The organism is Burkholderia sp. BCC0397 (assembly GCF_902832865.1).
GTDB lineage: Bacteria > Pseudomonadota > Gammaproteobacteria > Burkholderiales > Burkholderiaceae > Burkholderia.
On record NZ_CADFDL010000002.1, the window covers coordinates 257,956 to 279,684 of the forward strand.

General features: G+C 70.5%; 20 protein-coding genes. All 20 read left to right on the forward strand.

The genetic code is table 11. The features are described 5' to 3' along the window. Nucleotides 1–241 precede the first annotated feature (241 nt). From HWX03_RS06240 to HWX03_RS06335, 20 genes are read left to right on the forward strand one after another with little or no spacing between them, the layout of a single operon-like run. On the forward strand, nucleotides 242–2,005 hold the full coding sequence (locus HWX03_RS06240) for a fatty acyl-AMP ligase (protein ID WP_244132589.1): 1,764 nt from the start codon (nucleotides 242–244) through the stop codon (nucleotides 2,003–2,005). Continuing rightward, nucleotides 2,002–2,712 (forward strand): ABC transporter ATP-binding protein, encoded by a 711-nt coding sequence (locus HWX03_RS06245; RefSeq protein ID WP_175870689.1) that lies wholly within the window; start codon nucleotides 2,002–2,004, stop codon nucleotides 2,710–2,712. Before HWX03_RS06240 ends, HWX03_RS06245 begins: the two co-directional genes overlap by 4 nt. Next, complete coding sequence (locus HWX03_RS06250; protein WP_175870690.1) at nucleotides 2,684–3,901, forward strand: ABC transporter permease; 1,218 nt, start codon at nucleotides 2,684–2,686, stop codon at nucleotides 3,899–3,901. Before HWX03_RS06245 ends, HWX03_RS06250 begins: the two co-directional genes overlap by 29 nt. After that, nucleotides 3,898–4,650: an outer membrane lipoprotein-sorting protein gene (locus HWX03_RS06255; RefSeq protein WP_175870691.1), complete on the forward strand. Its 753-nt coding sequence runs from the start codon at nucleotides 3,898–3,900 to the stop codon at nucleotides 4,648–4,650. Before HWX03_RS06250 ends, HWX03_RS06255 begins: the two co-directional genes overlap by 4 nt. Continuing rightward, nucleotides 4,640–5,977, forward strand: a complete 1,338-nt coding sequence (locus HWX03_RS06260; protein WP_175870692.1) for a hypothetical protein — start codon at nucleotides 4,640–4,642, stop codon at nucleotides 5,975–5,977. Before HWX03_RS06255 ends, HWX03_RS06260 begins: the two co-directional genes overlap by 11 nt. Before the next feature lie 13 nt (nucleotides 5,978–5,990). Further along, nucleotides 5,991–7,088, forward strand: coding sequence for a hypothetical protein (locus tag HWX03_RS06265; RefSeq protein ID WP_175870693.1), 1,098 nt, complete (start codon nucleotides 5,991–5,993; stop codon nucleotides 7,086–7,088). A gap of 58 nt (nucleotides 7,089–7,146) precedes the next feature. Next, nucleotides 7,147–7,401, forward strand: coding sequence for an acyl carrier protein (locus tag HWX03_RS06270; RefSeq protein WP_011350104.1), 255 nt, complete (start codon nucleotides 7,147–7,149; stop codon nucleotides 7,399–7,401). 7 nt (nucleotides 7,402–7,408) lie between these two features. Next, nucleotides 7,409–8,284 carry a hypothetical protein gene (locus HWX03_RS06275; RefSeq protein ID WP_175870694.1) on the forward strand — a complete coding sequence of 292 codons (876 nt, stop codon included), beginning with the start codon at nucleotides 7,409–7,411 and terminating at the stop codon, nucleotides 8,282–8,284. A gap of 1 nt (nucleotide 8,285) precedes the next feature. Further along, a complete protein-coding gene (locus HWX03_RS06280) occupies nucleotides 8,286–8,915 on the forward strand; it encodes a hypothetical protein (protein ID WP_175870695.1) in 630 nt (209 codons plus the stop codon). Further along, a complete protein-coding gene (locus HWX03_RS06285) occupies nucleotides 8,908–9,891 on the forward strand; it encodes a ferritin-like domain-containing protein (RefSeq protein ID WP_051421441.1) in 984 nt (327 codons plus the stop codon). Before HWX03_RS06280 ends, HWX03_RS06285 begins: the two co-directional genes overlap by 8 nt. A gap of 1 nt (nucleotide 9,892) precedes the next feature. Continuing rightward, nucleotides 9,893–10,882: a 3-oxoacyl-ACP synthase gene (locus tag HWX03_RS06290; protein WP_175870696.1), complete on the forward strand. Its 990-nt coding sequence runs from the start codon at nucleotides 9,893–9,895 to the stop codon at nucleotides 10,880–10,882. Beyond that, nucleotides 10,872–12,047 (forward strand): PLP-dependent decarboxylase, encoded by a 1,176-nt coding sequence (locus HWX03_RS06295; RefSeq protein ID WP_175870697.1) that lies wholly within the window; start codon nucleotides 10,872–10,874, stop codon nucleotides 12,045–12,047. The genes HWX03_RS06290 and HWX03_RS06295 overlap by 11 nt, the downstream gene beginning before the upstream one ends. Nucleotides 12,048–12,063: 16 nt before the next feature. Beyond that, complete coding sequence (locus HWX03_RS06300) at nucleotides 12,064–13,647, forward strand: acyl-CoA ligase (AMP-forming), exosortase A system-associated (protein ID WP_175870698.1); 1,584 nt, start codon at nucleotides 12,064–12,066, stop codon at nucleotides 13,645–13,647. After that, on the forward strand, nucleotides 13,644–14,735 hold the full coding sequence (locus HWX03_RS06305; protein WP_175870699.1) for a hypothetical protein: 1,092 nt from the start codon (nucleotides 13,644–13,646) through the stop codon (nucleotides 14,733–14,735). Before HWX03_RS06300 ends, HWX03_RS06305 begins: the two co-directional genes overlap by 4 nt. Continuing rightward, nucleotides 14,735–16,582 (forward strand): acyl-CoA dehydrogenase, encoded by a 1,848-nt coding sequence (locus HWX03_RS06310; protein WP_175870700.1) that lies wholly within the window; start codon nucleotides 14,735–14,737, stop codon nucleotides 16,580–16,582. The genes HWX03_RS06305 and HWX03_RS06310 overlap by 1 nt, the downstream gene beginning before the upstream one ends. Nucleotide 16,583: 1 nt before the next feature. Continuing rightward, on the forward strand, nucleotides 16,584–17,828 hold the full coding sequence (locus HWX03_RS06315) for a citrate/2-methylcitrate synthase (protein WP_175870701.1): 1,245 nt from the start codon (nucleotides 16,584–16,586) through the stop codon (nucleotides 17,826–17,828). A gap of 28 nt (nucleotides 17,829–17,856) precedes the next feature. Continuing rightward, nucleotides 17,857–18,519 carry a class I SAM-dependent methyltransferase gene (locus tag HWX03_RS06320; protein WP_175870702.1) on the forward strand — a complete coding sequence of 221 codons (663 nt, stop codon included), beginning with the start codon at nucleotides 17,857–17,859 and terminating at the stop codon, nucleotides 18,517–18,519. A 3-nt stretch (nucleotides 18,520–18,522) separates the two neighbouring features. Then, the gene (locus HWX03_RS06325) at nucleotides 18,523–19,596 is read left to right on the forward strand and encodes a TauD/TfdA family dioxygenase (RefSeq protein WP_175870703.1); all 1,074 of its coding nucleotides are present in this window, start codon (nucleotides 18,523–18,525) and stop codon (nucleotides 19,594–19,596) included. An 11-nt stretch (nucleotides 19,597–19,607) separates the two neighbouring features. Beyond that, nucleotides 19,608–20,621, forward strand: coding sequence for an ABC transporter ATP-binding protein (locus HWX03_RS06330; RefSeq protein ID WP_175870704.1), 1,014 nt, complete (start codon nucleotides 19,608–19,610; stop codon nucleotides 20,619–20,621). Next, the gene (locus HWX03_RS06335; RefSeq protein WP_175870705.1) at nucleotides 20,614–21,693 is read left to right on the forward strand and encodes an ABC transporter permease; all 1,080 of its coding nucleotides are present in this window, start codon (nucleotides 20,614–20,616) and stop codon (nucleotides 21,691–21,693) included. Before HWX03_RS06330 ends, HWX03_RS06335 begins: the two co-directional genes overlap by 8 nt. Nucleotides 21,694–21,729: the final 36 nt, after the last annotated feature.

Genomic DNA, 21,729 nt, shown 5'->3' on the forward strand with positions numbered 1-21,729 from the left:
GCATGATCGAACCACATCGTGAACTAGACGACCGGTCGAATGAGACCGACCAGTCACCTAGCCCCCGTTCACGCGAATCACGAACTTGCGCGGGCCCGCGTGGATGCGCTCCGCTCATGCATAGCCTGCATAGATTCCGTTTGTCGCAGCCGATCGATCCGGCAAGAATCCACCTCACTCGACGAACGGCGCCGCCGGCACCGTGGCGCGAGCGGCCGTGTTCCTCAAGGGGAGAATCCTCGTGACGAAGTGCGCATCGACCATTCATCGCCTGATCGAATCGCTCGAAGACGTGGCGGGCGCCATGCATCGCATGACGTTCGTCGACGACGCGGGCAACGAGGCGGGCATCGCGTACCGGCACTTCGCGGAAGAGGTATTTCGCCAGGCCGGCGCGCTGCGCGAGCTCGGCGTGCGCGAGAACGATCTGGTGATGCTCGCGCTGCCCGCATCGGTCGAGCATGCGGCCGCGATGATGGCCTGCGTGATGACCGGCGCGCTGCCCTGCACCGTGCCCGTCCCCGCCCGGCGTGCAGCAGCCGGGCGGCAGGTGGTCGACGTCGCGTGTGAGTTGTATCGGCCGCGCATCGTCGTCGCCGCGGATGCGCAGGCCGCGGCCTGGCGCGACGACGCGTTTCCCGCGGCGTCCACGCGCGTGGTCGATCTCGCGACGCTGTCGAGCGCCGCCGATGCCGGCGCGCGCGCACTGATCAGTTCGAAGAGCGGCCGCGATCCGCATCATGTGCAGCTCACGTCGGGTTCGACGTCGCATCCGAAGGCCGCGGTGCTCAGCCACGAGAACGTGATCGCGAACGTGCTCGGCATCGGCGGGTCGGTGCGCTTCGATCTCGCGGCCGGCGACGGCACCGCGTCGTGGCTGCCGCTCTATCACGACATGGGGCTGCTCACGCTGCTGTCGAATCTGCATTACCGCGCGCCGCTGCTGATGATGCAGCCGAACAGCTTCATCCGGAATCCGCTCGGCTGGCTGAAGCGCATCGCGTCGGCGCGTGCGACGACGACGTCGGTGCCGACCTTCGCGCTGCGCTACTGCGTGCGCCGCTTCAATGCCGCCGCGATGGACGGCGTCGATCTGTCCGCGTGCCGCAACATCTTCATCGGCGGCGAACGCGTCGACGACGCGACGCTGCGCGATTTCGCCGCGACGTTCGCGCCGTACGGGCTGGCGGCGTCGGCGCTGCAACCGTGCTACGGGATGGCCGAGTCGACGCTCGCGGTATCGATGCATCGTGCATGGCATGAAGGTGCGGTCGACGGCACGCCGTACGTGATCGTCGACACGCTCGACCGGCGCGCGCTGATCGAGCGCCGCGACGCGCAGCCGGCCGCCGCGAACGACGGCCACGATACGGAGACCGAAACGGTGCTCGCGATGGGCACGCCGATCGACGGGATGGCGTTCCGCATCCTCGACGACGGCGACCGCGCGCTGGCGAATCGCGCGGTCGGCGAAGTCGCGATCCGCGGCTCGTCGGTGATGCTCGGCTACCTGAACCCCGACGACGGCACGATCGCCGCGCCGCTGACGGCCGACGGCTGGTTCCGCACCGGCGATATCGGCTACGTCGCGGACGGCCAGCTGCATATCCTCGGCCGCAAGAAGGAAGTGATCATCATTCGCGGCAGCAACTATTTCCCGCACGAGATCGAGGAAGCGCTGGCGTCGCACAGCGCGCTGCGCAAGAGCACCTGCATCGCGTTCGGCCTGCCCGATCCCGAAACCGGCACCGAGCGGCTGGTCGTCGCAATCGAGGCGCGGCCCGTCGACGCGACGCCGCAAACGCGCACCGAGTGCCAGCAACTGCTCGCATCGCGCATCGGCTTCGCCGCGCAGGATCTGTGTTTCGTCGAGCCCGGCTCGCTGCCGCGCACGACGAGCGGCAAGCTGCAGCGCCTGAAGTGTCGCGATCTCTATGCGAACGGTGCGTTGCCCGTGATTCCCGCGTCGGCCGCCGTCGAAACGGGCCAGGGAGCGTTCGCATGACGGCCGCGTCGCTTAGCCCGGTGCTCGAGCTGCGCGATGTCAGCCGTGTGTACGAGGGCGCAGGCCGCGTCGTCGCGGTGCGCGGCGCGACGATATCGATCGGCCCGCGCGACGTCGTCGCGCTCGTCGGGCCGTCGGGCAGCGGCAAAAGCACGCTGCTCAACCTCGCCGGTTTTCTCGACGTGCCGAGCAGCGGCGAACGCTGGCTCGAAGGCCGCCGCATCGACGATGCGCCGGACACGCTCGAACGGATTCGCCGCGAACGCATCGGCTTCGTATTCCAGCAATTCAACCTGATTCCGGTGATGTCGGCGCTCGAGAACGTCGAGCTCGGCTGCTTCGCGTGGGGCACGCCGCGCACGCGGCGCGAACGCGCCCGCGCGATGCTCGACGCGGTGGGGCTCGCCGCGCGCGAACGGCACCGCCCCGGCGAGCTGTCCGGCGGCGAACAGCAGCGCGTCGCGCTGGCCCGCGCGCTCGCCAAGGAGCCGGCCATCGTGATCGCGGACGAACCGACCGCGAGCCTCGACAGTACCAACGCGCGGGCGGTCGCCGAGCTGATCCTCGACACCAACCGCACGCTGGGCACCGCCTTTCTGATTGCGTCGCACGACGATCGTCTGTGCGCGCACCTGCCGCGCCGCATCGAGATGCGCGACGGCGTACCGGGAGTGAATCGTGAACTGGTCGACGTTTGCGTGGCGTAACCTCTGGCGCAACCGGCGCCGCACCGTGCTGACGATGGCGATGATCGGCGTCGCCGCGTTCGCGTCGAGCCTCGCGCTCGGTTACGTGATCGCGACCTTCGACGCAGTGCGCGAAGGGTCGATCGACAGCGGCGTCGGCCATGTGCAGGTGCTGCATCACGGCTATCTCGACCTGATCGGCGAACGGCCGCTGCAATACGGGCTCACCGCCGACGAGCAGGCTACCGCCACGCGCGCGATCGCCGCGCTGCCCGGCGTCGCGACGACCGCGCGCGGCATCGACTTCGACGGGCTCGTGTCGAACGGCGACCTGAGCTACGGCTTCGTCGGCGAAGGGATCGAGCCGAACCGCGAGCCGCCCGGCTTCTTCGACTATCACACGGTGCTGTCGGGCCGCTATCTGTCGCCGACGCATGCGGGCACCGAAGTCGTCGTCGGCGCCGAACTCGCGCGCAAGCTCGGCGTGCACGTCGGCTCGGTCGTGCAGTTGATGGCGTCGACCGCGCACGGCGGCATCAACGCGACCGACGCGCAGATCGTCGGCGTGATGAGCACCGGCAACAAGGACGTCGACGAGCGGATCGTCAACGTGACGTTCACGGCCGCGCAGGTGCTGCTGCGCACCGACCGCGCGTCGCGCATCGCGGTGTTCCTGTCGGATACCGCGCGCACGCCGGCCGCCGCCGCGACACTGCGCGCCGCGCTGCCGACGCTCGACGTGCGCACCTGGGACCAGCTCGTGTCGCTCTATCACCAGGTCGTCGCGCTGTACAAGAACCAGTTCTCGGTATTCGGCGCGATCCTCTGCGTGACGATCCTGCTGTCGATGAGCAACTGGATCCTGATGAGCATCGTCGAGCGGCGCCGCGAGATCTCGACGCTGCGCGCGCTCGGCGTGCCGGCCGCCACGGTGCGCGGCGTGCTGATCCAGGAAACCGCGCTGCTCGGCCTGCTCGGCGCGGCCGCCGGCATCGCGCTCGCGCTGCTGACGATGGTCGCGCTCAATCACGCGCAGATCCACCTGCCCGCGCCGCCCGGCCGCGTGAAACCGATCCTGCTCGAATTCACCGTGTCGCCCGTCGCCGTGGCCGCCGTCGAAGCCGCGTTCGTCGTGCTCGGCGTGGCCGCGGCGCTGCTCGCGACGCTCGGGCTCGCGAAACGCAACATCCTCGAAGGACTCGCCCCATGAATCGCATTCGCCTCACGTTCGCCGCGTTCGCCGCGTTCGTCGCGTGCGCGCCGCTCGCCGCCCACGCGGCCGACGCGCCGACGGCACAGACCATGCTCGCCCGCGCCGACGCTTACCGCAGCACGGCCGCCGATACGCAGACCAACATCCAGATCACCAACGAGGTCGGCGGACAGTCCGGCGACGCGACCCGCTATCTCGTCTACACGCGCGGCAACGGCGACACGCTCGCACTGACGCGCAGCGGCGAGAACGACGGCCAGAAGTACCTCGCAACGACGCGCGGGCACTGGTTCTACGTGCCGAACACGCGCAGCGCGGTGCGCATCAACGGGATGCAGCGGCTGCAGGGCGAAGTCGTGATCAGCGACATCACGCGCACGCACTGGGCGGACAGCTATCGCGCGACGGCCGCGCCCGGCGCGACGCCGATCGCCGGCAAGCCGGCCGCCGAACTCGACCTGACCGCGACCGACCCCGACAACGTCTACCCGACGATCAAGCTGTGGGTCACGCCCGATACCGACGTGCCGGTGCGCGCGCAGTTCTTCCTGGCAAGCGGCCTGCTGTTTCGCAGCGCCGATTTCTCTGCGCCGGTCGACGCGAACGGCCGCAAGGTGATCCGCAAGATCACGTATCGCAACGAGGTCGAGAAGCAGCGCGCGAGCGTCGTCGACATCCTCGACGGCCAGCCGCGCAAGATTCCGTCGGGCTGGTTCAATCCCGACACGCTCGCCGATGGCCAGTGAGTACGACGCCGATGCCGACGCTCATCGTGACCGCCTTCGTTCATCGTCCGGCCGCGCAAGCAGCGCCCGCCGCGCGTGGCCCGGTGTCGCGCTCGCGATCCCGCTCGCGCTCGGCTGCACGCTCGCGCATGGAGAATCGCTGATGGACCAGCTCGGCACGCTCAACGGTATCGGCTACGCGCGCTCCGTCGACAGCATGGACGGCCGCGCGCTGCTCGGCCGCCTGATCGGCGACTCGCCGCGCAATCAGCAGGAAGCCGGCCTGCTCGCGCGCATCGACGGCGAGAACCTGTTCGTGAACGCGCGCGTCGTCGCCAGCAACCATTCGCTCGGCGCGCAGGCAAGCCGCTTCAACGAAGCCGGCGTGCGCTACGCATTCGACAACGGCATCACGCTCACGGCCGGCAAGCGGATCGATACGCTCGACACGTCGCAGGCGTTCTTCCCGCTCGGCTTCTTCCAGAAACGAGCCGCGACGGCCGACATCTACGATCGCTACGGCGACGTCGAGGGCACGCCGCTCGTCGAAGCGAAATGGGCCGGCGAACAGACCACGCTGCAGTTCATCGCCGGCGAGAACCACACGCTGCGCAATGACGTCGACAACCGCGACGTGCAGGGCGCGACGCAGCTCGTGCGCGGCGCATACAACTGGTCGGGCGGCTCGGCCGCGCTGCTCGCCGGCCGTCACGCAGGCCGCGGCGGCGCCGGCGCGACGCTGTCGTTCGACGTCGCGCGCTCGAACACCGTCTATGCGAGCGCGTGGCTCGAGCGCGGCACGACGCGGCCGCTGCCGGCCTTCATCGCGAACGGCACGCCGCTCGATTCGGCGGCCGCGTACGACGCCGTGGATCGCCGCAACGATCGCCAATACATGTGGCGCAGCGCGGTCGGCATGCAGAGTGCGCTGCCCGGCAACCTGTCGCTGATCATCGAGTGGTCGCACGACGAAGCGCGTTACGACGCGAGCCAGTGGCGCCGGATGGTCGGCGCGGTGCAGGCGAACAACGCACTGCTGCCCGTCGCGCCCGGCGCCGCGCTGGCCGGGCTCGGCGGCACGGCCAATTTCGTGAGCGTCGACGGCAGCCTGCGCGACTACCTGTTCGCGCGGCTCGGCAAGAAAATCGGCCGCGTCGAGTATTCGCTGCGCGGCGTCTATTCGCCGCAGGACAAGGGCCTGCTCGCGATCGCGCAGGTCGTCGCCGACGTGAACAAGCGCGTGAGCGTCGATGTCGCGCTCACCCACGCCTTCTCCGACAGCAATTCCGAGTACCGGATGGTCGGTCTCGGCACCCGTATCGACGCCGCCGTGCGCGTGTGTTTCTGACAGGAATCCTGCCATGTCCACGCTTTCCGTTCCCGCTTCGACCGCCACGCCGCCCGCGCCGCCGCTGCCGCTGCGCGTGGCCGACCAGGCCGCGTATCCGGTGCTGCGCCATCTCGACGCGATCGGCACGCCGCCGCGCGCGGCGGCCCGGCTCGTCGAAGCCGCCACCGTGCGGCTGCTCGACAGCGAGATGGTGATCGCGCTGCGCGCGTCCACGCCGGACGTGCTGCCCGACGCGTCCGCGTCGACCCCGCTGCGGCACGACGAGGCGCCGCTCACCGAAGCGCTGCTCGAACAGATCGGCCGCGAAGGGTTTCATCACCTGTTCAAGCCGTTCATGCGCGCGTTCATCCGCATCATGTTCGGGCTGTTCTTCTCGGACGACCAGAACCGCCGCGCCTGCGAGTGCATCGACGCCGGCCACAACTTCGCGTTCCTGATGAGCGACGGCGGCGGCCCGACGCTGGCCGCATGGCGCACGGTCGTACGCAGCGACGACAGCGGGCTCGCGCTCACCGTCGACAAGGTGTGGGGCATCGAGGCGCATCGCGACTGCATGGCCGTCGTCGCCGCGCGCTTGCCGGGCGTGATGTTCCCGGCCGCGTACCTCGTGTGGCCGGACGAATACCGGAAGCTCAAGCGCTCGACCTGCGGCGCGCCGTTCCTCGCAGGCAACCTGCAGCTCGCGAACGTCGGCGGCCAGGTGCGCGTCGCCGCCGAGGATCGCCTGCGGATCGGCGGCCCCACCGTGTTCAACAAATACCTGACCGTCGTGCGGCCGTACTTCGTCCGCGCGCTGATGGCGCACGTCGGCTGGCTCGAACGGACCGGCCGCGTCGAGCTCGACGCCGATGCGCGCGCCGTGCACCGCTTCATCGCGGACGCCGCGCGCAGCCAGACCGACGACGCGCACTACAGCTTCGGCAAGGTGCAGCGCGTGCTCGCGATCAAGCTGCTGTCGAACGAGTTCCTGACCGCGCTCGTCCGCGACGGCAAGGTGCCGCTGTTCGACGACCAGCGCGATCTGCTGGCGTTTTCGAAGATGGAAGGCAGTTCGTACCGTTGTTATCACGAGCTTCGCAAGAGCCTGCGCTGCGAAGCCGGCAGTTGACCCACGCGACAGGCCGATCGATCCCGATCAAACCCACTCAACTCCAGGAGCTCCTCTCATGACGACCCAGAACGTTCCGGCCGACGCGCTCGACATCCTGTCCCGCGAAGTCGCGAAGATCCTCAACGTCGAAACCGTCGACACGGACGCCGGCATCGGCGAACTCGGCATCGATTCGCTGAACATCGTCGAGCTGATCGTGTTCTGCGAACAGCTTTACGGCTCGATCGACCCGGAAGCGCTGAACATCACGCAATACACGACGCTGCAGCAGCTCGACGCGCAACTGCGCCGCCAGCAGCACGCGGCCTGATACGGCGATGCTCGCGCCCCTTGCCCCCGTGGCGGCCGCCGCCGTCCAGCCGGCCCCGGCGACCGCGCTGACCGTGCAGGCGCTCGCGTACCGGCGCGTCGCGCCGTCGCGCGACGGCGCGGCCGTGCCGCTCGACGACACGGCCCGCGCGATCGGCACGCTCGCGTGCGCCGAACGCGAGCGGCTGTGCGGTGCGATCGGCGCGGACGACTACGTGGTCAGCTCGACGATCCTTTCGATGCTGCTGATGAACGATTCGCCGCCGCATCGCGTGTTCGCACAGGCGCTTGCCGGTGCGAACGACTACACGCCCGACTGGATGACCTGCTCGTACGAGTGCGCGGGCTGGGGCTACGTGCTGCGCCGCGCGCTCGCGACCGCGGCCGAGACCGGGCCGCGCACGCTGCTGCTGCAGATCGTCGACATCGACGTGCACGGCTATACGTACTGGCACGGCAATCCCGCGTGGGGGCGCTCGGGCTTCGGCGTCTGCACGCTGCTCGTCGACGTCGGCCGCGAACCGGCGCAATCGGTGATCGCCGACGCCGCGCCGCCGGCCAGCGCGGTCGTGCGGCTCGGTCGCGACATCCGCACGTTCTGCGCGGCGCGCCCCGGCCTGCACGCGGCGCTGCCGTTCTTTCCGGCCACGTCGCGCCGCGCGCTGCTCGCGTCGGTCGGCAAGACACCGCTGCTGCCGGACGGCCACGGCGTGTTCGGACATGCGTTCGGCAGCGACCCGTGGCTGTCGGTGCTGCTCGCACACCGCGACGGCGACACGCCGCGCCGCGCGGCCGTCTGCTCGCTCGCGCTGAACGGCTATTACGCGATCGCCGACGTCGCGTTCGCGCCGGACGCGACGTTCACTCTCGACGGCGAGGCGTGACATGGTGCGACCCGTTCACTTCACCTACCGGATCGCGCGCGATGCGCGGCAGCCGGTCGCGGTCGCGGCGAGTGCGTACCGGATGCCGCTCGACACGCCGGCCGACTATGCGCGCGCCGCGCTCGCGGAAGCGGCCGGCGATGCATACGACGCGGGTGACGCGGCCGGCGGCGAACGCCGCGTGCTGCTCGACCACGTGCAGTATTTCGCATTCCTCGCGGAAGTCACCGCGCGGATTCGCGACGCCGTGCACCCGGACGCTCGCCTCTTCATCGAAGTCTGTGCGCCGTATTTCGGCGCGCTGCCGGCCGAACTGCTCGCGCCGCACGTGCTGCTCGGCGTGCACCTGTACGACGAAGCATTGCGCGACGCCGCGCGCGGCGCGCCGGTCGTCTGGATCGGCGACCGCATCCTGCGCGATGCGGAATTCGCCGGCGACAACCGCGTGTGCTGCGCGATCTGGCCCGCGCGGCTCGCCGATGCGTTCGACGCGCAACTGCGCGGCGCGTGGCCGGCCTATGCGATTCGCCTCGAACCGCACCCGGGCGCGTCGCGCGCGGCCGCCCCGTTCACCGATTCCGCCCATCATTCCGGCGCCGCCGCGCGGCCGGGGAGACCCTCACATGAATGACACGCTTACCGTGATGCAGGACACTGCCGATATCCGCTGGTCGATGCCCGTCGATGCGCTGATGTCGAACGACTACGCGCTGCGCGAAGAGGCGCTGAACCGGCTGTACGAGAAGGCGAAGGCCGCGCAGTGGGATGTCGCGACCGACGTCGACTGGAGCCACGATCTCGACCCGGCCAACCCGCTCGGCATGCCCGACCCGACGCTCTTGATCTACGGCACCGAGCTGTGGGGCAAGCTCGCCGACGCCGACAAGCGCGAGGTGCGCCATCACGCGCAGGGCTGGCTGCTGTCGCAGATCCTGCACGGCGAGCAGGCCGCGCTGATCTGCGCGTCGAAGCTCGCGTCGGCCGAAAGCGGCCTGAGCGCGCGGCTGTGCGCGGCCGCGCAGATGATGGACGAAGCGCGCCACGTCGAGGCGTACGCGAAGCTCGTCAACGAGAAGCTCGACGTCAGCTACCCGATGAGCCGCTCGCTGAAGGGGCTGCTGCACGACACGATCACGAGCAGCGCACTCGACATGACGAACCTCGGGATGCAGGTGCTGGTCGAGGGCATCGCGCTGTCGATCTTCCAGAGCGTCGTCGCATACAGCACCGATCCGTTCATCAAGGACCTGTTCGTGCGGATCCAGCGCGACGAAGCGCGCCACTTCGCGGTGGGCCGGATCACGCTGTGCCGCGTGTACGCGGAGATGAGCTCGCACGAGCTGCGCGAACGCGAGGAATTCGTCTGCGAAGGCGCGGCCGTGCTGTACGAGCATCTGTGCGCGGACGACATCTGGGAACCGATGGGGCTGTCGAAGCGCGAATGCAGCGCGATGGTGCGCGAATCGCCGGTGTCGAGCTCGATCCGCCGCTCGATCTTCCGGCGCCTCGTGCCGACGATCCGCGAGATGGGCCTGCTCACCCCGACCGTGCAGGCGACCTTCGAAAAGCTCGACGTCCTCGACTACGCGGCGATGCCGCTCAACTGACATGACGATGCCCTCCTCCCCCGCATCCCGCGACGCCGGCTTCTGGATCGGTATCGACGCGGTGGCCTACGAGCTGCCCGGCCTGCCCGTCGATATCGAGGCCTGGGCCGCCGAACGCGACTATCCGGCGCAGCGGGCGGCCGCGATCGCGCAGTCGGGCAGCCGCTATTTCCATATGGCGCTCGACACGAGCGAGACCGATCTCGCGATCGCGGCGGTCGGCCGGCTGCTCGACACCGCGCGCGTGCATCCGTCCGACGTCGGCGCGATCGTGCACGTGCACACGCAGCAGTTCAGCGTGCCGCCGGCGCCGCGCAGCCTGCCGCATGAAGTGGCCGCGCAGTTCGGCATCGAGCCGCTGTGGCTCGGCTCCGTCGCGCAACTGAACTGCGTGTCGGTCGCGGCCGGCATCGAAACCGTACGCGCGTTGATGCGCCGCCATCCGCAGCTCGACGCGGCGCTCGTCGTGTCGTCCGACCGCGTGTACGGCGAGGATTACCGGATGCGGCAGATGACGGGCGTGCAGTGCGACGGCGCGGCCGCGATGCTGATCGCGCGCAACAGCACGAAGAACCGGCTCGGCGGCATCGCGATCGAGACGCACGCGAAATGGCATCGCGGCTCGGACACCGTCGCCGCGAACGAGGCCGACCTGATCATGATGGAATGGCCGTACACGCGCCGTGCGATCGACGCGGCCGTCGCGCTCGAGCCGCACACGCTCGACGCATACGATCTCGTGCTGCCGCACAACGCCGACCTGCCCGGCTGGAACGCGCTGTGCCGCGCGATGCGCGTGCCGGCCGAGCGGCTCTATGCGGAAAACATCCATGCGCGCGGCCACGCGTGCTGTTCGGATTTCCCGATCAACCTGGCCGACATCGGGCTCGATGCGGTCGCGCACGGCCGGCGCGTGCTCGGCGTGATGCAGTCGAACTGCGGCGCGTATGCGGCCGCCACGCTTCATCCGGTGGGCCGCCATGACGCCTGAGCACCCGCTTCCGCCCGCCGGCGATTACGCATGGATCGCCGACCTGCGCACGCCGTGCTACGTGTACGAGCCGGATGTCGCGATCGCCCGCTACCGGTCGCTGAAGGCGCGGCTCGGCACGCGGCTGATCGTGTCGCTGAAGGCGAACCCGAACCAGGACCTACTCGCGCGCTGCGCGCATGCGTACGAGGACGGCGTCGAACTCGCGAGCCGCGGCGAACTCGATGCGGTGATCGGTCGGATCAAGACGGCGCGCTACCTGAACAATCCGTCGATGGACGAGATGTTCATGCGCGCGGGGCTCGCGTCGCGCTGCCATTTCGTGCTCGACAACCCGGACGCGGTCGCGCGGTTCGTGCCGCTCGCACGCGAAGCGGCGGCCGGCGGCGGCACGCCCGGCGCCGTGCTGCTGCGCGTGAACGCCGGCGCGCTGGCCGGTGAACACGCGCGGGCGCTGTGGCACGACCACTTCGGGATGACGCCGAACGAGGCGCACGACGCGGTGCGCACGCTCGCGGCCGCGGGCCTGCCCGTGGCCGGGCTGCACGTGTTCTCCGGCCCGCATTCGTTCATCCGCCAGGATGCGACGCAGCCCGACACGCTCGTGTTGCCCGAACTGCTCGCGGCGCTCGCGCGCGATCTCGCGCCGGCCAACGGCGCGCCGCTCGGCTCGCTGAGCCTCGGCGGCGGTTTTGCCGACGATCACCCGGGCGACGCCGCGTTCGAACGCTATGCCGCCGCACTCGCGCCGCTGGCCGGCCAGTATTCGCTCGCGCACGAATCCGGCCGCGCGATCTTCGCCGATGCGGGCGTGTTCGCGACGCGCGTCGTCGCGGTAAAGACGTGGCAGGACCGCACGATCGCCGTCTGCGACGGCGGCCTGTCGCATGCGTTCCTGCTCGCGCAGACCGAATCGGTGATGCGCCGCCTGGCCGCGCCGTCGCTCGTGCGACGCGCGCCCGCGCCGCCGCCGCGCGGCGTGCCGACGCTGTACGTCGGCAGCACCTGCAGCCGCGCGGACGTGATCGGCCGCGACGACACGGGCGCGCCGCCCCAGGTCGGCGACATCGCGGTGTTTGCACGCTGCGGCGCGTATCACCGCACGTACTCGATGGCGCATTTCCTGTCCCACGAAGCCGCGCACGTGTACGTGCGGCCTGCCTGAACCAGAGGAGCCGATCATGAATGCATTGATCAGCGTCGCCGACCTGCTCGAATACGGCGCCGAGCGCTGGCCGCATCATCCGGCGTATGCCGACGGCGGCGGCACACTGACTTACGACCAGCTCGCCCGCGCGGTCCGGCGCGCCGCCGCCGCACTCGCGTCGCGCGGCGTGCAGCCCGGCGAACGCGTCGCGATCTACGCGCCGAAGCGCATCGAAACCGTGGTCGCGATGCTCGCGGCCAACGCACTCGGCGCGATCTTCGTGCCGGTCAATCCGCAGTTGAAGGAAGCGCAGATCGAACACATCGTCGCCGACAGCGGCGCCGCACTGTTCGTGACCGGCGCGCAGCGGCTCAAGCGCCTGCCGGCGCTCGCCGCGCTCGTCGGCGAACGCGTGATGCTGATCGAGGCACTGGCCGATGCGATCGAAGCAACCGGCACCGACTCGCCGGCACCGGCAGCGGCCCCCGCCGGCCGCCCGGTCGACGACGATCCGGCCGCGCTGCTCTACACGTCGGGCTCGACCGGCAAGCCGAAAGGCGTCGTCGTGTCGCACCGCAACCTGGTGTCGGGCGCGTTCAGCGTCGCCGCGTACCAGGGGCTTGCCGACGACGACGTCGTGCTCGGCGTGCTGCCGCTCAGCTTCGACGCGGGCCTGAGCCAGCTCACGACCGCGCTGGCGTCCGGCGCGTGCTACACGCCGCTCGACTTCCTGCAACCGGCCGAAGTGCCGCGTCATTGCGACGCGTTCGGCGTCACGTCGATCACCGGCGTGCCGCCGCTGTGGATGCAGCTCGCGTCGGCCGGCTGGAGCGACGCCGCGCGCACGCGGATCCGCCGCTTCGCGAACACCGGCGGCCATCTCGCGACGCCGCTGCTGCACCGTCTGCAGGCGCTGTTCACGCACGCTTCGCCGTACCTGATGTACGGGCTGACCGAGGCATTCCGCTCGACGTACCTGGCGCCGGCCGACGCGGCGCTGCGCCCGACGTCGATCGGCAAGGCGGTGCCGAACGCGGAGATCCTCGTGCTGCGCGCGGACGGCAGCGAATGCGCGGCCGACGAGCCCGGCGAACTCGTGCATCGCGGCGCGTTCGTCACGCTCGGCTACTGGAACCGGCCCGAGCTGACCGCGCAGCGCTTTCGCCCGCTGCCGCGCCGGCACGGCGAGATCCCGCGCCCGGACGTCGCCGTGTGGTCCGGCGACATCGTGCGGCGCGACGCGGACGGCTACCTGTACTTCGTCGCGCGCGGCGACGACATGATCAAGACGTCCGGCTATCGCGTAAGCCCGACCGAGGTCGAGGACGTGCTGTTCGCGTTGCCGCACATCCGCGAGGCCGCGGTGTTCAGTGTCCCGCACCCGGCGCTCGGCGAGGCGATCGCCGCGTGCGTCGTGTCGACGCTCGACGCCGACGCGTGCCGCGCCGACATCGCCCGCGCCTGTCGCGACGCATTGCCCACCTACATGAACCCGCTCGTCGTCGAGCCGCTGCCGGCGTTGCCGCGCAACCCGAACGGCAAGATCGACCGACCGGCGCTGAAAGCGCAGTATCGCGACGCGTTCGCGCGCCCGAACCTCGAGGAGACCGCAGCATGACCCTGTCGATGCTCGATGAAACCTGTGTCGGCGCGCCCCGCGTCGCCGCGCCCGGCACGCTTGCGTTGTTGGGCGGCGTCGTGGTGCTGCCGCCCGCCGTCGTGTTCAGCGCGATCCAGGCGCAGGAGCGCCATCCCGGCTACCGGCACCTGCTGCTGCCGCAGGCGCGCTTTGCGCGGCCGCGCGGCATGGGTGCGCTGACGCCCGACGAAGGCACGCGCCTCGCGCCGGGCGGCCGGCCCGCGCTGCGCGTCGCGCCGCCCGGGCGCAGCCTCGCCGATCTGGCCGCCGATGCGGCGCTCGACCTGCGCGACCAGCTGGGCTCCGGCGCGCTGGCCCGCACGACGCATGTGATCGTCGCAAGTTGCGCACTCAACGAAGGCATCGGCGACTCGGTCGTCGGCCGCATGCAATACGAACTCGGGTTGCAGCGCGTGACGCCGTTCGCGCTCGGCCAGAACGGCACGCTCGGCTGGTATTCGGCGCTGATGCTGCTCGACGGGCTGCTCGACGAAGGCGACCAGGCGCTCGTGATCCTCAGCGACAAGTGGCTGTACCCGTTCTTCCGCCAGTTCGGCGACCTGGTCGGCTACGGCGACGCGGCCGCCGCGCTGCTCGTGTCGCGCGCGGGCCCCGCGCCGGAACCAGCCGCGTGGGGCGGCGTACGGTCCGTCGCGCTCGAATTCGGGCCGTCGATCACGGATCCGTGGGCCGATGCGCCGGCCACGCTGCGCGACACGCTCGCGCCGGTCGCCGCCCGCGCGATCCGCCGCGCGCTCGAGCAGGCCAACCTGCGCCCGAACCAGATCGACTGGTGCGTGCCGCCCGGCTTCGATCCCGGCTTCGCGGCGCGCGTGGCCGACGCCGCATCGATTCCGGTCGCCGCGCGCATCCAGCACGACGGGTCGGGCCATCTGTCGTCGGCCGAATCGGCCGCCGCGCTGATCCGGCTCGCGGGCGCACTGGACGAAGGCGAACGCCGCACGGTGCTCGTGTGGGACGCGGCACTGCACGGCGCGGCGGCAGCCGCCGTCGTCGACCTGGCCGGCGGCCTCGACGCCGCGCTCGATATCGAAGGAGACGCATGATGAGCGCATACAAGGTAAGCCTGCGCGAGCTGCGCTTCTTTTTGTGGGAACTGTTCGAGGCCGACCGGCACTTTCTCGAACACGGGCCGTACAGCACGCACGATCGCGCGTCGGTCGATGCGCTGCTCGAACGCGCACGCGATTTCGCGCTCGACCTCGGCCGCAGCTATCAACAAGCGGACATCGAGGGCTGCACGCTGCTCGACGACGGCCAGGTACGGATTCCTTCGCATTTCCACGCGCTGTGGGCGCGCTTTCGCGACGAATGGTCGAACACGCTGTTCGGCACCGCGCACGGGCTGCCGCCGATCGTCACGCAGATGATCTACGAGATGTTCATGGGCGCGAATCCGTCGTTCATGACCTACGGCGGCTTCACGCGCCCCGCGATCAAGCTGCTGCAGATGCACGGCACGCCGCACCAGAAAGCGCTCATCGCACCGCTCGAAGCGTACCGCTGGGACGCGTGCTTCTGCGCGACCGAGCCGCAGGCCGGCACCGACCTCACCGCGGTCGCGCTGCGCGCGACGCCGCTCGAACGCGACGTCTACGCGATCGACGGCGAGAAGGTCTATATCTCGGCCGGCATGCACGAACTGACGGAAAACACGCTGTACTTCGTGCTCGGCCGCATCGATACCGCGTCGCCGGATTCGTTCTCGCTGTCGTGCCTCGTCGTGCCGCGCTTCTGGCCCGACGAGGAGACCGGCGAGCTGCAGCCGAACCATGTCGACTGCATCGGCCTGCCGCGCAAGATGGGGCTGAAGGGCTGCGCGAACACGCATCTCGTGTTCGGCGCGAACGGCACGACCAAAGGCTGGCTGCTCGGCGGCCGGCGCAACGTCGGCCTGCTGCAACTGATGCCGCTGATGAACCAGGCGCGGATGAGCACCGGGATGTTCGGCGTCGGCGTCGCGTCGAGCGCGTACCTGCATGCGGTCGAGTATGCGGGCCGCCGGTTGCAGGGCCGGCCGATCGAGCGCGCGTCGAACACCAACGCCGCGCGCGTCGCGATCGTCGAGCACGCGGACGTGCAGCGCATGCTGGTCGACATGAAAAGCCGCGTCGACGGCTGCCGCGGCCTGCTCGGCAAGCTCGCGGCGACCGCGACGCGCGCGGCGATACTCGAAGCGACGCCCGACGCCGACCCGGCCGAGATCGAGCGCCATCGCAAGCTGCAACTGCTGCTGACGCCGATCTGCAAGGCGTTCATCTCCGACCAGGCGTGGCGCATCTGCGAGACGGCGATCCAGGTACACGGCGGGCTCGGCTATACCGACGCGAGCCCCGTCGAGCAAAACGCACGCGACGTGAAGATCCTGTCGATCTGGGAAGGCACGAACTACATCCAGGCGCAGGATCTGGTGCGCGACAAGCTCGGCTTCGGCCGCCATTCGCGGCTGATCCAGTATTACCGTGACGAACTCGACGCGTTCCTCGCCCATCAGCATCACGCCGGCACGCACGCGGAGCTGCGGCCGCTGTTCGATGCGCTGCGCGCGGGCGCCGATCGCATCGCCGCCGCGCTCGACGACATTGCGCGCGACGTGCAGGACGGCCACACGCATCGCAGCAGCCAGTTCTACACGCGCTTCCTGGAGATGTTCGGCGTGGTCACGTCGGCGTGGGTGCTGCTCGAATCGGCGACGATCGCCGCGCGCCGGCTCGATGCGCCCGAAACGGCCGACGCGCCGGCCGAGCTGGCGTTCTATCGCGGCAAGCTGAAAAGCGCGCGCTACTACTTCGCGAACGTGCTGCCCGTCGTCGACCAGCACGCGGCCGTGATCGCCGCGATGGCGCAGGCGGCGATCAGCGTCAGCAGCGACGAACTCGCCGCGGCGGAATGACATGGACACGACACTCGATTCCGGCACTCCCGCCACCACGACCGCCGATGCGCCGCGCAACCTGCTCGGCCGCCCGGCGACACGCCATCGCGGCACCGACATCGACGGCGCGACGCTCGACCCCGAAGCGCTGCGCGTGCGCGATCTCGACCTGAACGCGCTGATCGGCGCGACGACGTTCGAAGGCGCGCTCGCGCACCTGTGGTTCGACGTCGCGCCCGGCAGCGCCGACCATCGCGCGCACGAGGCGGCGCTCGGTGCGCGGCTCGCGGCGTTCGCCGACGCACTCGCGCCGAGCTCGGTCGCGCAGTCGGTCGCCGCCGACCTCGGCGCGGCGGGCGTCGCGCCGGTGTTCGCGGCCGCGTCCGGCCTGCTGCGCGGCCTCGACGACGTGACCGCACGCGTGCGCGGCCCGGCGCCGGACGATGCCGATCTCGACACGATGCTGCTGTGCGCGGCCGCCGCGCCGTTCCTGCTGCACGCGGCGATCGAGGGCCGGCCGTTCGCGGCCGGCACGAGCGCCAGCGGCAGCACGGCGCTCGATGCAGCGCAAACGCAAGCACAACGCATGCTCGTGCTGACCGCCGCGACGCGCCACGACGCACCAGCACAGGCCGCCATGGACATGCTGCTCGTCGCCTGGCATGCCGGCTTCGGCTACATCACGCCGACCGTGCTCGCGCCGCGCGTCGCGATCGGCACCGGCGTCACGCTGACCCAGGCAATCGCGTCCGGTTTCCTCGCCAGCGGCCCGTCGCACGTCGGCGCGGCGCTCGAAGCAATGCAGTGGCTCGCGGCGCTCGCACGCTCGGTGCCGGGCGGCGCCGGCGCACCGCCGGCCGCGCTCGACGCGGCCGGGCGCGCGGCGATCGATGCGGCGCTCGACGCGAAACGCACGCTGTACGGCTTCGGCCATCCGCTGTTCGTCGCCGATCCGCGTCCGCCGCACCTGCGCGGCCGGTTCGCGGCATGCGGCTTCGACGGCGGATACGTGACGCTGTTCGACGCGTGCTGCGCACAGGCCGACGCGCGCCGCGCGCTGCGGCCGAACATCGATTTCCTGACCGCCGCGACGCTGCTCGAACTCGGTGTCGCCGCGCCGTCGTGGGGCGTCGGCGTCGGGCTCGGCGCGCGCATCGCGGCGATGGCCGCGCATGCAGTGGAACGACGCCACCGCCCCGCGTTCGGCGTCAACAGCGCGACCGCGCGACGGCTGCTGGCCGCCGTGCCGGTCGGCTGGCTGTGAACCCTCACCCTTTAGCACAAGGAACGTCATGCTGCTCAAGAACCTGCGCCCGGCGAACGACTACGATCGCTTCGCCACCGAAACGCTCGAACCGTGGGACCTGCTGTTCATCAGTCGCATCCGCCAGCTGGCGCGCGGGATGACGCCCGGCACGATCGCCGACATCGGTACGGCCACCGGCGTCGTGCCGGTGCGGCTCGCGACCGATCCGGCGATGCGCGGCTGGCGCTACGTCGGCATCGACCTCGATCCGGCGATGCTCGACGAAGGCCGCCCGCGCATCCACGAGCTCGGGCTCGACGACACCATCGAGATGCGCGTCGGCGACGCGCTCGCGCTGCCGTTCGACGACGGTACGCTGACGATGGCGGTCGGCCGCGCGACGCTGCACCACCTGCCCGACAAGGCGCTCAGCCTGACCGAGATGTATCGCGTGCTGGAGCCGGGCGGTATCGCGCTCGTGCACGACATGCGCCGCGACGCGCCGCAGCACCTGCTCGACCGCTTCACCGAGATGCGCGCGGCCGCCGACTATCCGCCGACCCACGTCGAGGAAAAGATCACGCTCGACGAAGCGCACGCGCTCGTCGCCACGGCCGGCCTGTCGGCAGTTGCATCGATCTACAGCCCCAGCGCGGGGCTCGGCGCGCTCGGCTTCGAAATCCTGCTGAAGAAACCGGCGCTGGCCTGAGCGATGACCGATCTCGCCTTCCTCGCCGCCCATGCCGCCGTGCGGCTCGGCGCCGACGACGTGCACTGCACGGCGGTCGCGCCCGGCGCGACGCTGCCGCTGTGCGTGACGCCGCGCAGCGCCGAACTCGCGAGCTCGCCGGAGATGTTCGTCGCGTGGTACCGCTCGCGGCTCGACACGATCGACACACTGCTCGACGCATGCGGTGCACTGTTGTGGCGCGGCTTCGCGGTGCCCGACACCGCCGCGTTCGGCCGCCTCGGCGCGCTGTATCCGGCACACGCGAACGGCTATACGGCCGGCGCCGCACCGCGCCGGCAGATCGACGGCCAGGTCTACGAGTCGACCCGCATGCCGCCGCCGTTCAGGATCGGGCTGCATCAGGAGATGGCCTACATGCCCGCGTTCCCGCGCCTCGTCGCGTTCTACTGCCGGCAACCGGCCGACGCGGGCGGCGAGACGCCGATCTGCGACATGCGCCGCGTGACCGCGCGCGTGCCGGCCGCGCTGCGCGAGCGGTTCGCCGAACGCGGCGTGATGTACCTGCGCAATTTCGCGGCGCCGGGCGACCGCGCGGACGGCCTGGCCGCCAATCCGAACCTGCCATTCGCCGCATACCACCGGCCTTGGGACGACGCGTTCGGCACGACGGCGCGCGACGAGGTCGAGCGGCTGTGTGCGGAACGCGGCGTCGGCTGCCGCTGGCTCGACGACGGCAGCGTGACCGTGTCGCACGTCGGCAGCGCGCTGCGCACGCATCCGCGCACCGGCGAGACGGTGTGGTTCAACCAGGCGAGCGCGCAGCACCCGAACCCGCGCTCGATGGGCGAGCTCAGCTATCGCTACCTGCAGCGCATGTACGGCGCGCGCGCCGCGTTCCCGTATGAGATCCGCTACGGCGACGGCGCGCCGATGCCGTTCGACGATCTGGTGGCGATCTACGACGCGCTCGACGACGAGGAGTTCGCGTTTCCTTGGCAGACCGGCGACGTGCTCGTCGTCGACAACATGCTGGTCGCGCACGGCCGCAACCCGTACCGGGGCGCGCGCGACACGCAGGTCATGCTGTTCGACTGAGGATGCCGACGATGAGCGTTTCGTTTCTTGCGTCCGTGCGCGCGATGTTCGGCCCGCCCGCCGCGTTCGACCGGCCGCAGCGCGCGGGCACGCCGCCGCTGCCCGATGCGCATGCGCCGGGCGCGGCGCTCGGTGCGCGCGCGATCGACGTCACGGCCGGTGATTTCCGCTTCTCCGCCCGCCACGTGCGGTTCCGGCTCGGCGCGATCACCGCGATCGTCGGGCCGAACGGCTCCGGCAAGACCACGCTGCTCGAAACGCTGCTCGGCTTCCGGCGCGGCGGCAGCGACGTGCGCGTGCTCGACGTGCCGGCCGAACGCTTCATGCGCGATTCGCGGTCGCTGCAGCGGATCGGCGCGCAATTGCAGAAGGTCGAGTATCCCGATCATCTGCGCGTCTCGGAGATCGTCGCGCTGCACCGCGCGATGTACGCGCACACCGATGCGGCGATCACCGATGCGCTCGGCATCGCCGAACTGCTCGACAAGCCGTGCCGCGCGCTGTCGAAGGGGCAGCGCCAGCGCGTGGACCTCTACGTCGCGCTCGCGCACCGGCCCGAGCTGGCCGTGCTCGACGAGCCGTTCACGGGCCTCGACCGCCGTTATGCGGGCGTCGTGATCGACCTGCTGCGCCATCGCGCAAGCGGCACGAGCGTCGCGATGATCTGCCATTCCGAGGAAGAACTGAGCGTGGTCGACGATCTCGTGTGGGTGCGCGACGGCGGCGTGCGCTACCAGGGCGACCAGGACACGCTGCGCGCCGAACTCGTCGGCGAGGCGCGCGCGGTCCTGCATTGCCGCGACGAAGCCGATGCGCGCGCGCTGCGCAAGCGGCTCGCGGCGCTGCCCGGCGTGACCGGCGTGCGCGTGTCGGCCGCGCACGTGGTCGAGGCGTTCGGCGATGCGACGCTGCATCCGAACGTGCACCGGATCGTCGGCGAACGCGGCATCCAGCATCTCGCGCTCGCGCCGAGCACACCCGGCGACCTGCTGCGCCTGTGCACCGAGGGCCCGGCCCATGACTAAGGTATTCCTGATCCTCGTGCGCAACGAGCTGCTCGGCTATCTGCGCAGCCGCTCGTCGCTGTTCTGGACGCTCGTGTTCCCGGTGTTCCTGCTGAGCGTGATGCTGTTCGCGTTCGGCGGCTCGGGCTCGCTCGGCACGGCCGACATCGCGTTCGACGCGCCCGGCGGCGCGACGCCGTACAGCCGCGCATGCGAAGCGCAGATCGTCGCCAGCCTGTCGCACAGCGACACGGTGAAGGCCACCTTCGGCGGCCGCGGCGCGCCGGCCGAGCGCGTGACCGTCGTGCTCGGCGCCGACGAGCGCACGCCGGCGACGATCCGCTACGACTTCAACGGCTCGCTCGCGGTCAAGGCCGCGTCCCGCGTCGTCGAGATCGCGCTCGCACGCTGCGCCGCGCAGCGGCTCGGGCTGCCGGCCGCACAGGCGCGCTTCGAGAATGCCGCGCCGACGCGCCGGCCGTTCGACTATGGCGCGTTCTTCGCGACCGGCATCCTGGTGATGGCGTTCATGGCGATCGGCCTGAACTCGACGACCACCGCGATCGCCGCGCTGCGCGAGCGCAATACGTTCAAGCTGTACGTGTGCTTCCCGGTCTCGCGCGGCGTGTTCCTCGCCGCGCTGATCGTCGCGCGGATGGCGATGATGGCGCTGTCCGCGCTCGTGCTGCTGACGGTCGCACGCGTCGCGTTCGGCATCGCGCTGCCGATCGCAACGCCGGACGGGCTGCGCGCGTTGCCGATCGTGCTGCTCGGCGCGGCGATGGTGCTGAGCATCGGCGTGCTGCTGGCCAGCCGCACCCGGTCGCTCGCGGCCGCCGAACTCGCATGCAACGTCACCTACTACCCGCTGCTGTTCTTCAGCGACCTGACGATCCCGATGCACGACGCACCGGCCTGGCTGAAGGCCGGGCTCGCGTTCCTGCCGACCAACCAGTTCGCCGTCGCGCTGCGCGGCGCGCTGGTCGACGGCGCGCCGTACGCGCAGCTCGCGCCGCAACTGCTCGGCATGACCGTGTGCACCGCGCTGTTCCTGTTCGCCGCCGTGCGGCTGTTCCGCTGGCACGACGCATGACGCGTCGCGCCCGCTGTTTCGACGATGGAGAAAAAC

What these genes read in the sequence shown, in the direction of transcription:
- HWX03_RS06275 (WP_175870694.1), top strand. Translation starts at nt 7,409, where the DNA reads ATGCTCGCGCCCCTTGCCCCCGTGGCGGCCGCCGCCGTCCAGCCGGCC.
- HWX03_RS06280 (WP_175870695.1), top strand. Translation starts at nt 8,286, where the DNA reads ATGGTGCGACCCGTTCACTTCACCTACCGGATCGCGCGCGATGCGCGG.
- HWX03_RS06245 (WP_175870689.1), top strand. Translation starts at nt 2,002, where the DNA reads ATGACGGCCGCGTCGCTTAGCCCGGTGCTCGAGCTGCGCGATGTCAGC.
- HWX03_RS06320 (WP_175870702.1), top strand. Translation starts at nt 17,857, where the DNA reads ATGCTGCTCAAGAACCTGCGCCCGGCGAACGACTACGATCGCTTCGCC.
- HWX03_RS06330 (WP_175870704.1), top strand. Translation starts at nt 19,608, where the DNA reads ATGAGCGTTTCGTTTCTTGCGTCCGTGCGCGCGATGTTCGGCCCGCCC.
- HWX03_RS06270 (WP_011350104.1), top strand. Translation starts at nt 7,147, where the DNA reads ATGACGACCCAGAACGTTCCGGCCGACGCGCTCGACATCCTGTCCCGC.
- HWX03_RS06315 (WP_175870701.1), top strand. Translation starts at nt 16,584, where the DNA reads ATGGACACGACACTCGATTCCGGCACTCCCGCCACCACGACCGCCGAT.
- HWX03_RS06325 (WP_175870703.1), top strand. Translation starts at nt 18,523, where the DNA reads ATGACCGATCTCGCCTTCCTCGCCGCCCATGCCGCCGTGCGGCTCGGC.
- HWX03_RS06300 (WP_175870698.1), top strand. Translation starts at nt 12,064, where the DNA reads ATGAATGCATTGATCAGCGTCGCCGACCTGCTCGAATACGGCGCCGAG.
- HWX03_RS06290 (WP_175870696.1), top strand. Translation starts at nt 9,893, where the DNA reads ATGACGATGCCCTCCTCCCCCGCATCCCGCGACGCCGGCTTCTGGATC.
- HWX03_RS06295 (WP_175870697.1), top strand. Translation starts at nt 10,872, where the DNA reads ATGACGCCTGAGCACCCGCTTCCGCCCGCCGGCGATTACGCATGGATC.
- HWX03_RS06305 (WP_175870699.1), top strand. Translation starts at nt 13,644, where the DNA reads ATGACCCTGTCGATGCTCGATGAAACCTGTGTCGGCGCGCCCCGCGTC.
- HWX03_RS06265 (WP_175870693.1), top strand. Translation starts at nt 5,991, where the DNA reads ATGTCCACGCTTTCCGTTCCCGCTTCGACCGCCACGCCGCCCGCGCCG.
- HWX03_RS06260 (WP_175870692.1), top strand. Translation starts at nt 4,640, where the DNA reads ATGGCCAGTGAGTACGACGCCGATGCCGACGCTCATCGTGACCGCCTT.
- HWX03_RS06310 (WP_175870700.1), top strand. Translation starts at nt 14,735, where the DNA reads ATGAGCGCATACAAGGTAAGCCTGCGCGAGCTGCGCTTCTTTTTGTGG.
- HWX03_RS06335 (WP_175870705.1), top strand. Translation starts at nt 20,614, where the DNA reads ATGACTAAGGTATTCCTGATCCTCGTGCGCAACGAGCTGCTCGGCTAT.
- HWX03_RS06285 (WP_051421441.1), top strand. Translation starts at nt 8,908, where the DNA reads ATGAATGACACGCTTACCGTGATGCAGGACACTGCCGATATCCGCTGG.
- HWX03_RS06255 (WP_175870691.1), top strand. Translation starts at nt 3,898, where the DNA reads ATGAATCGCATTCGCCTCACGTTCGCCGCGTTCGCCGCGTTCGTCGCG.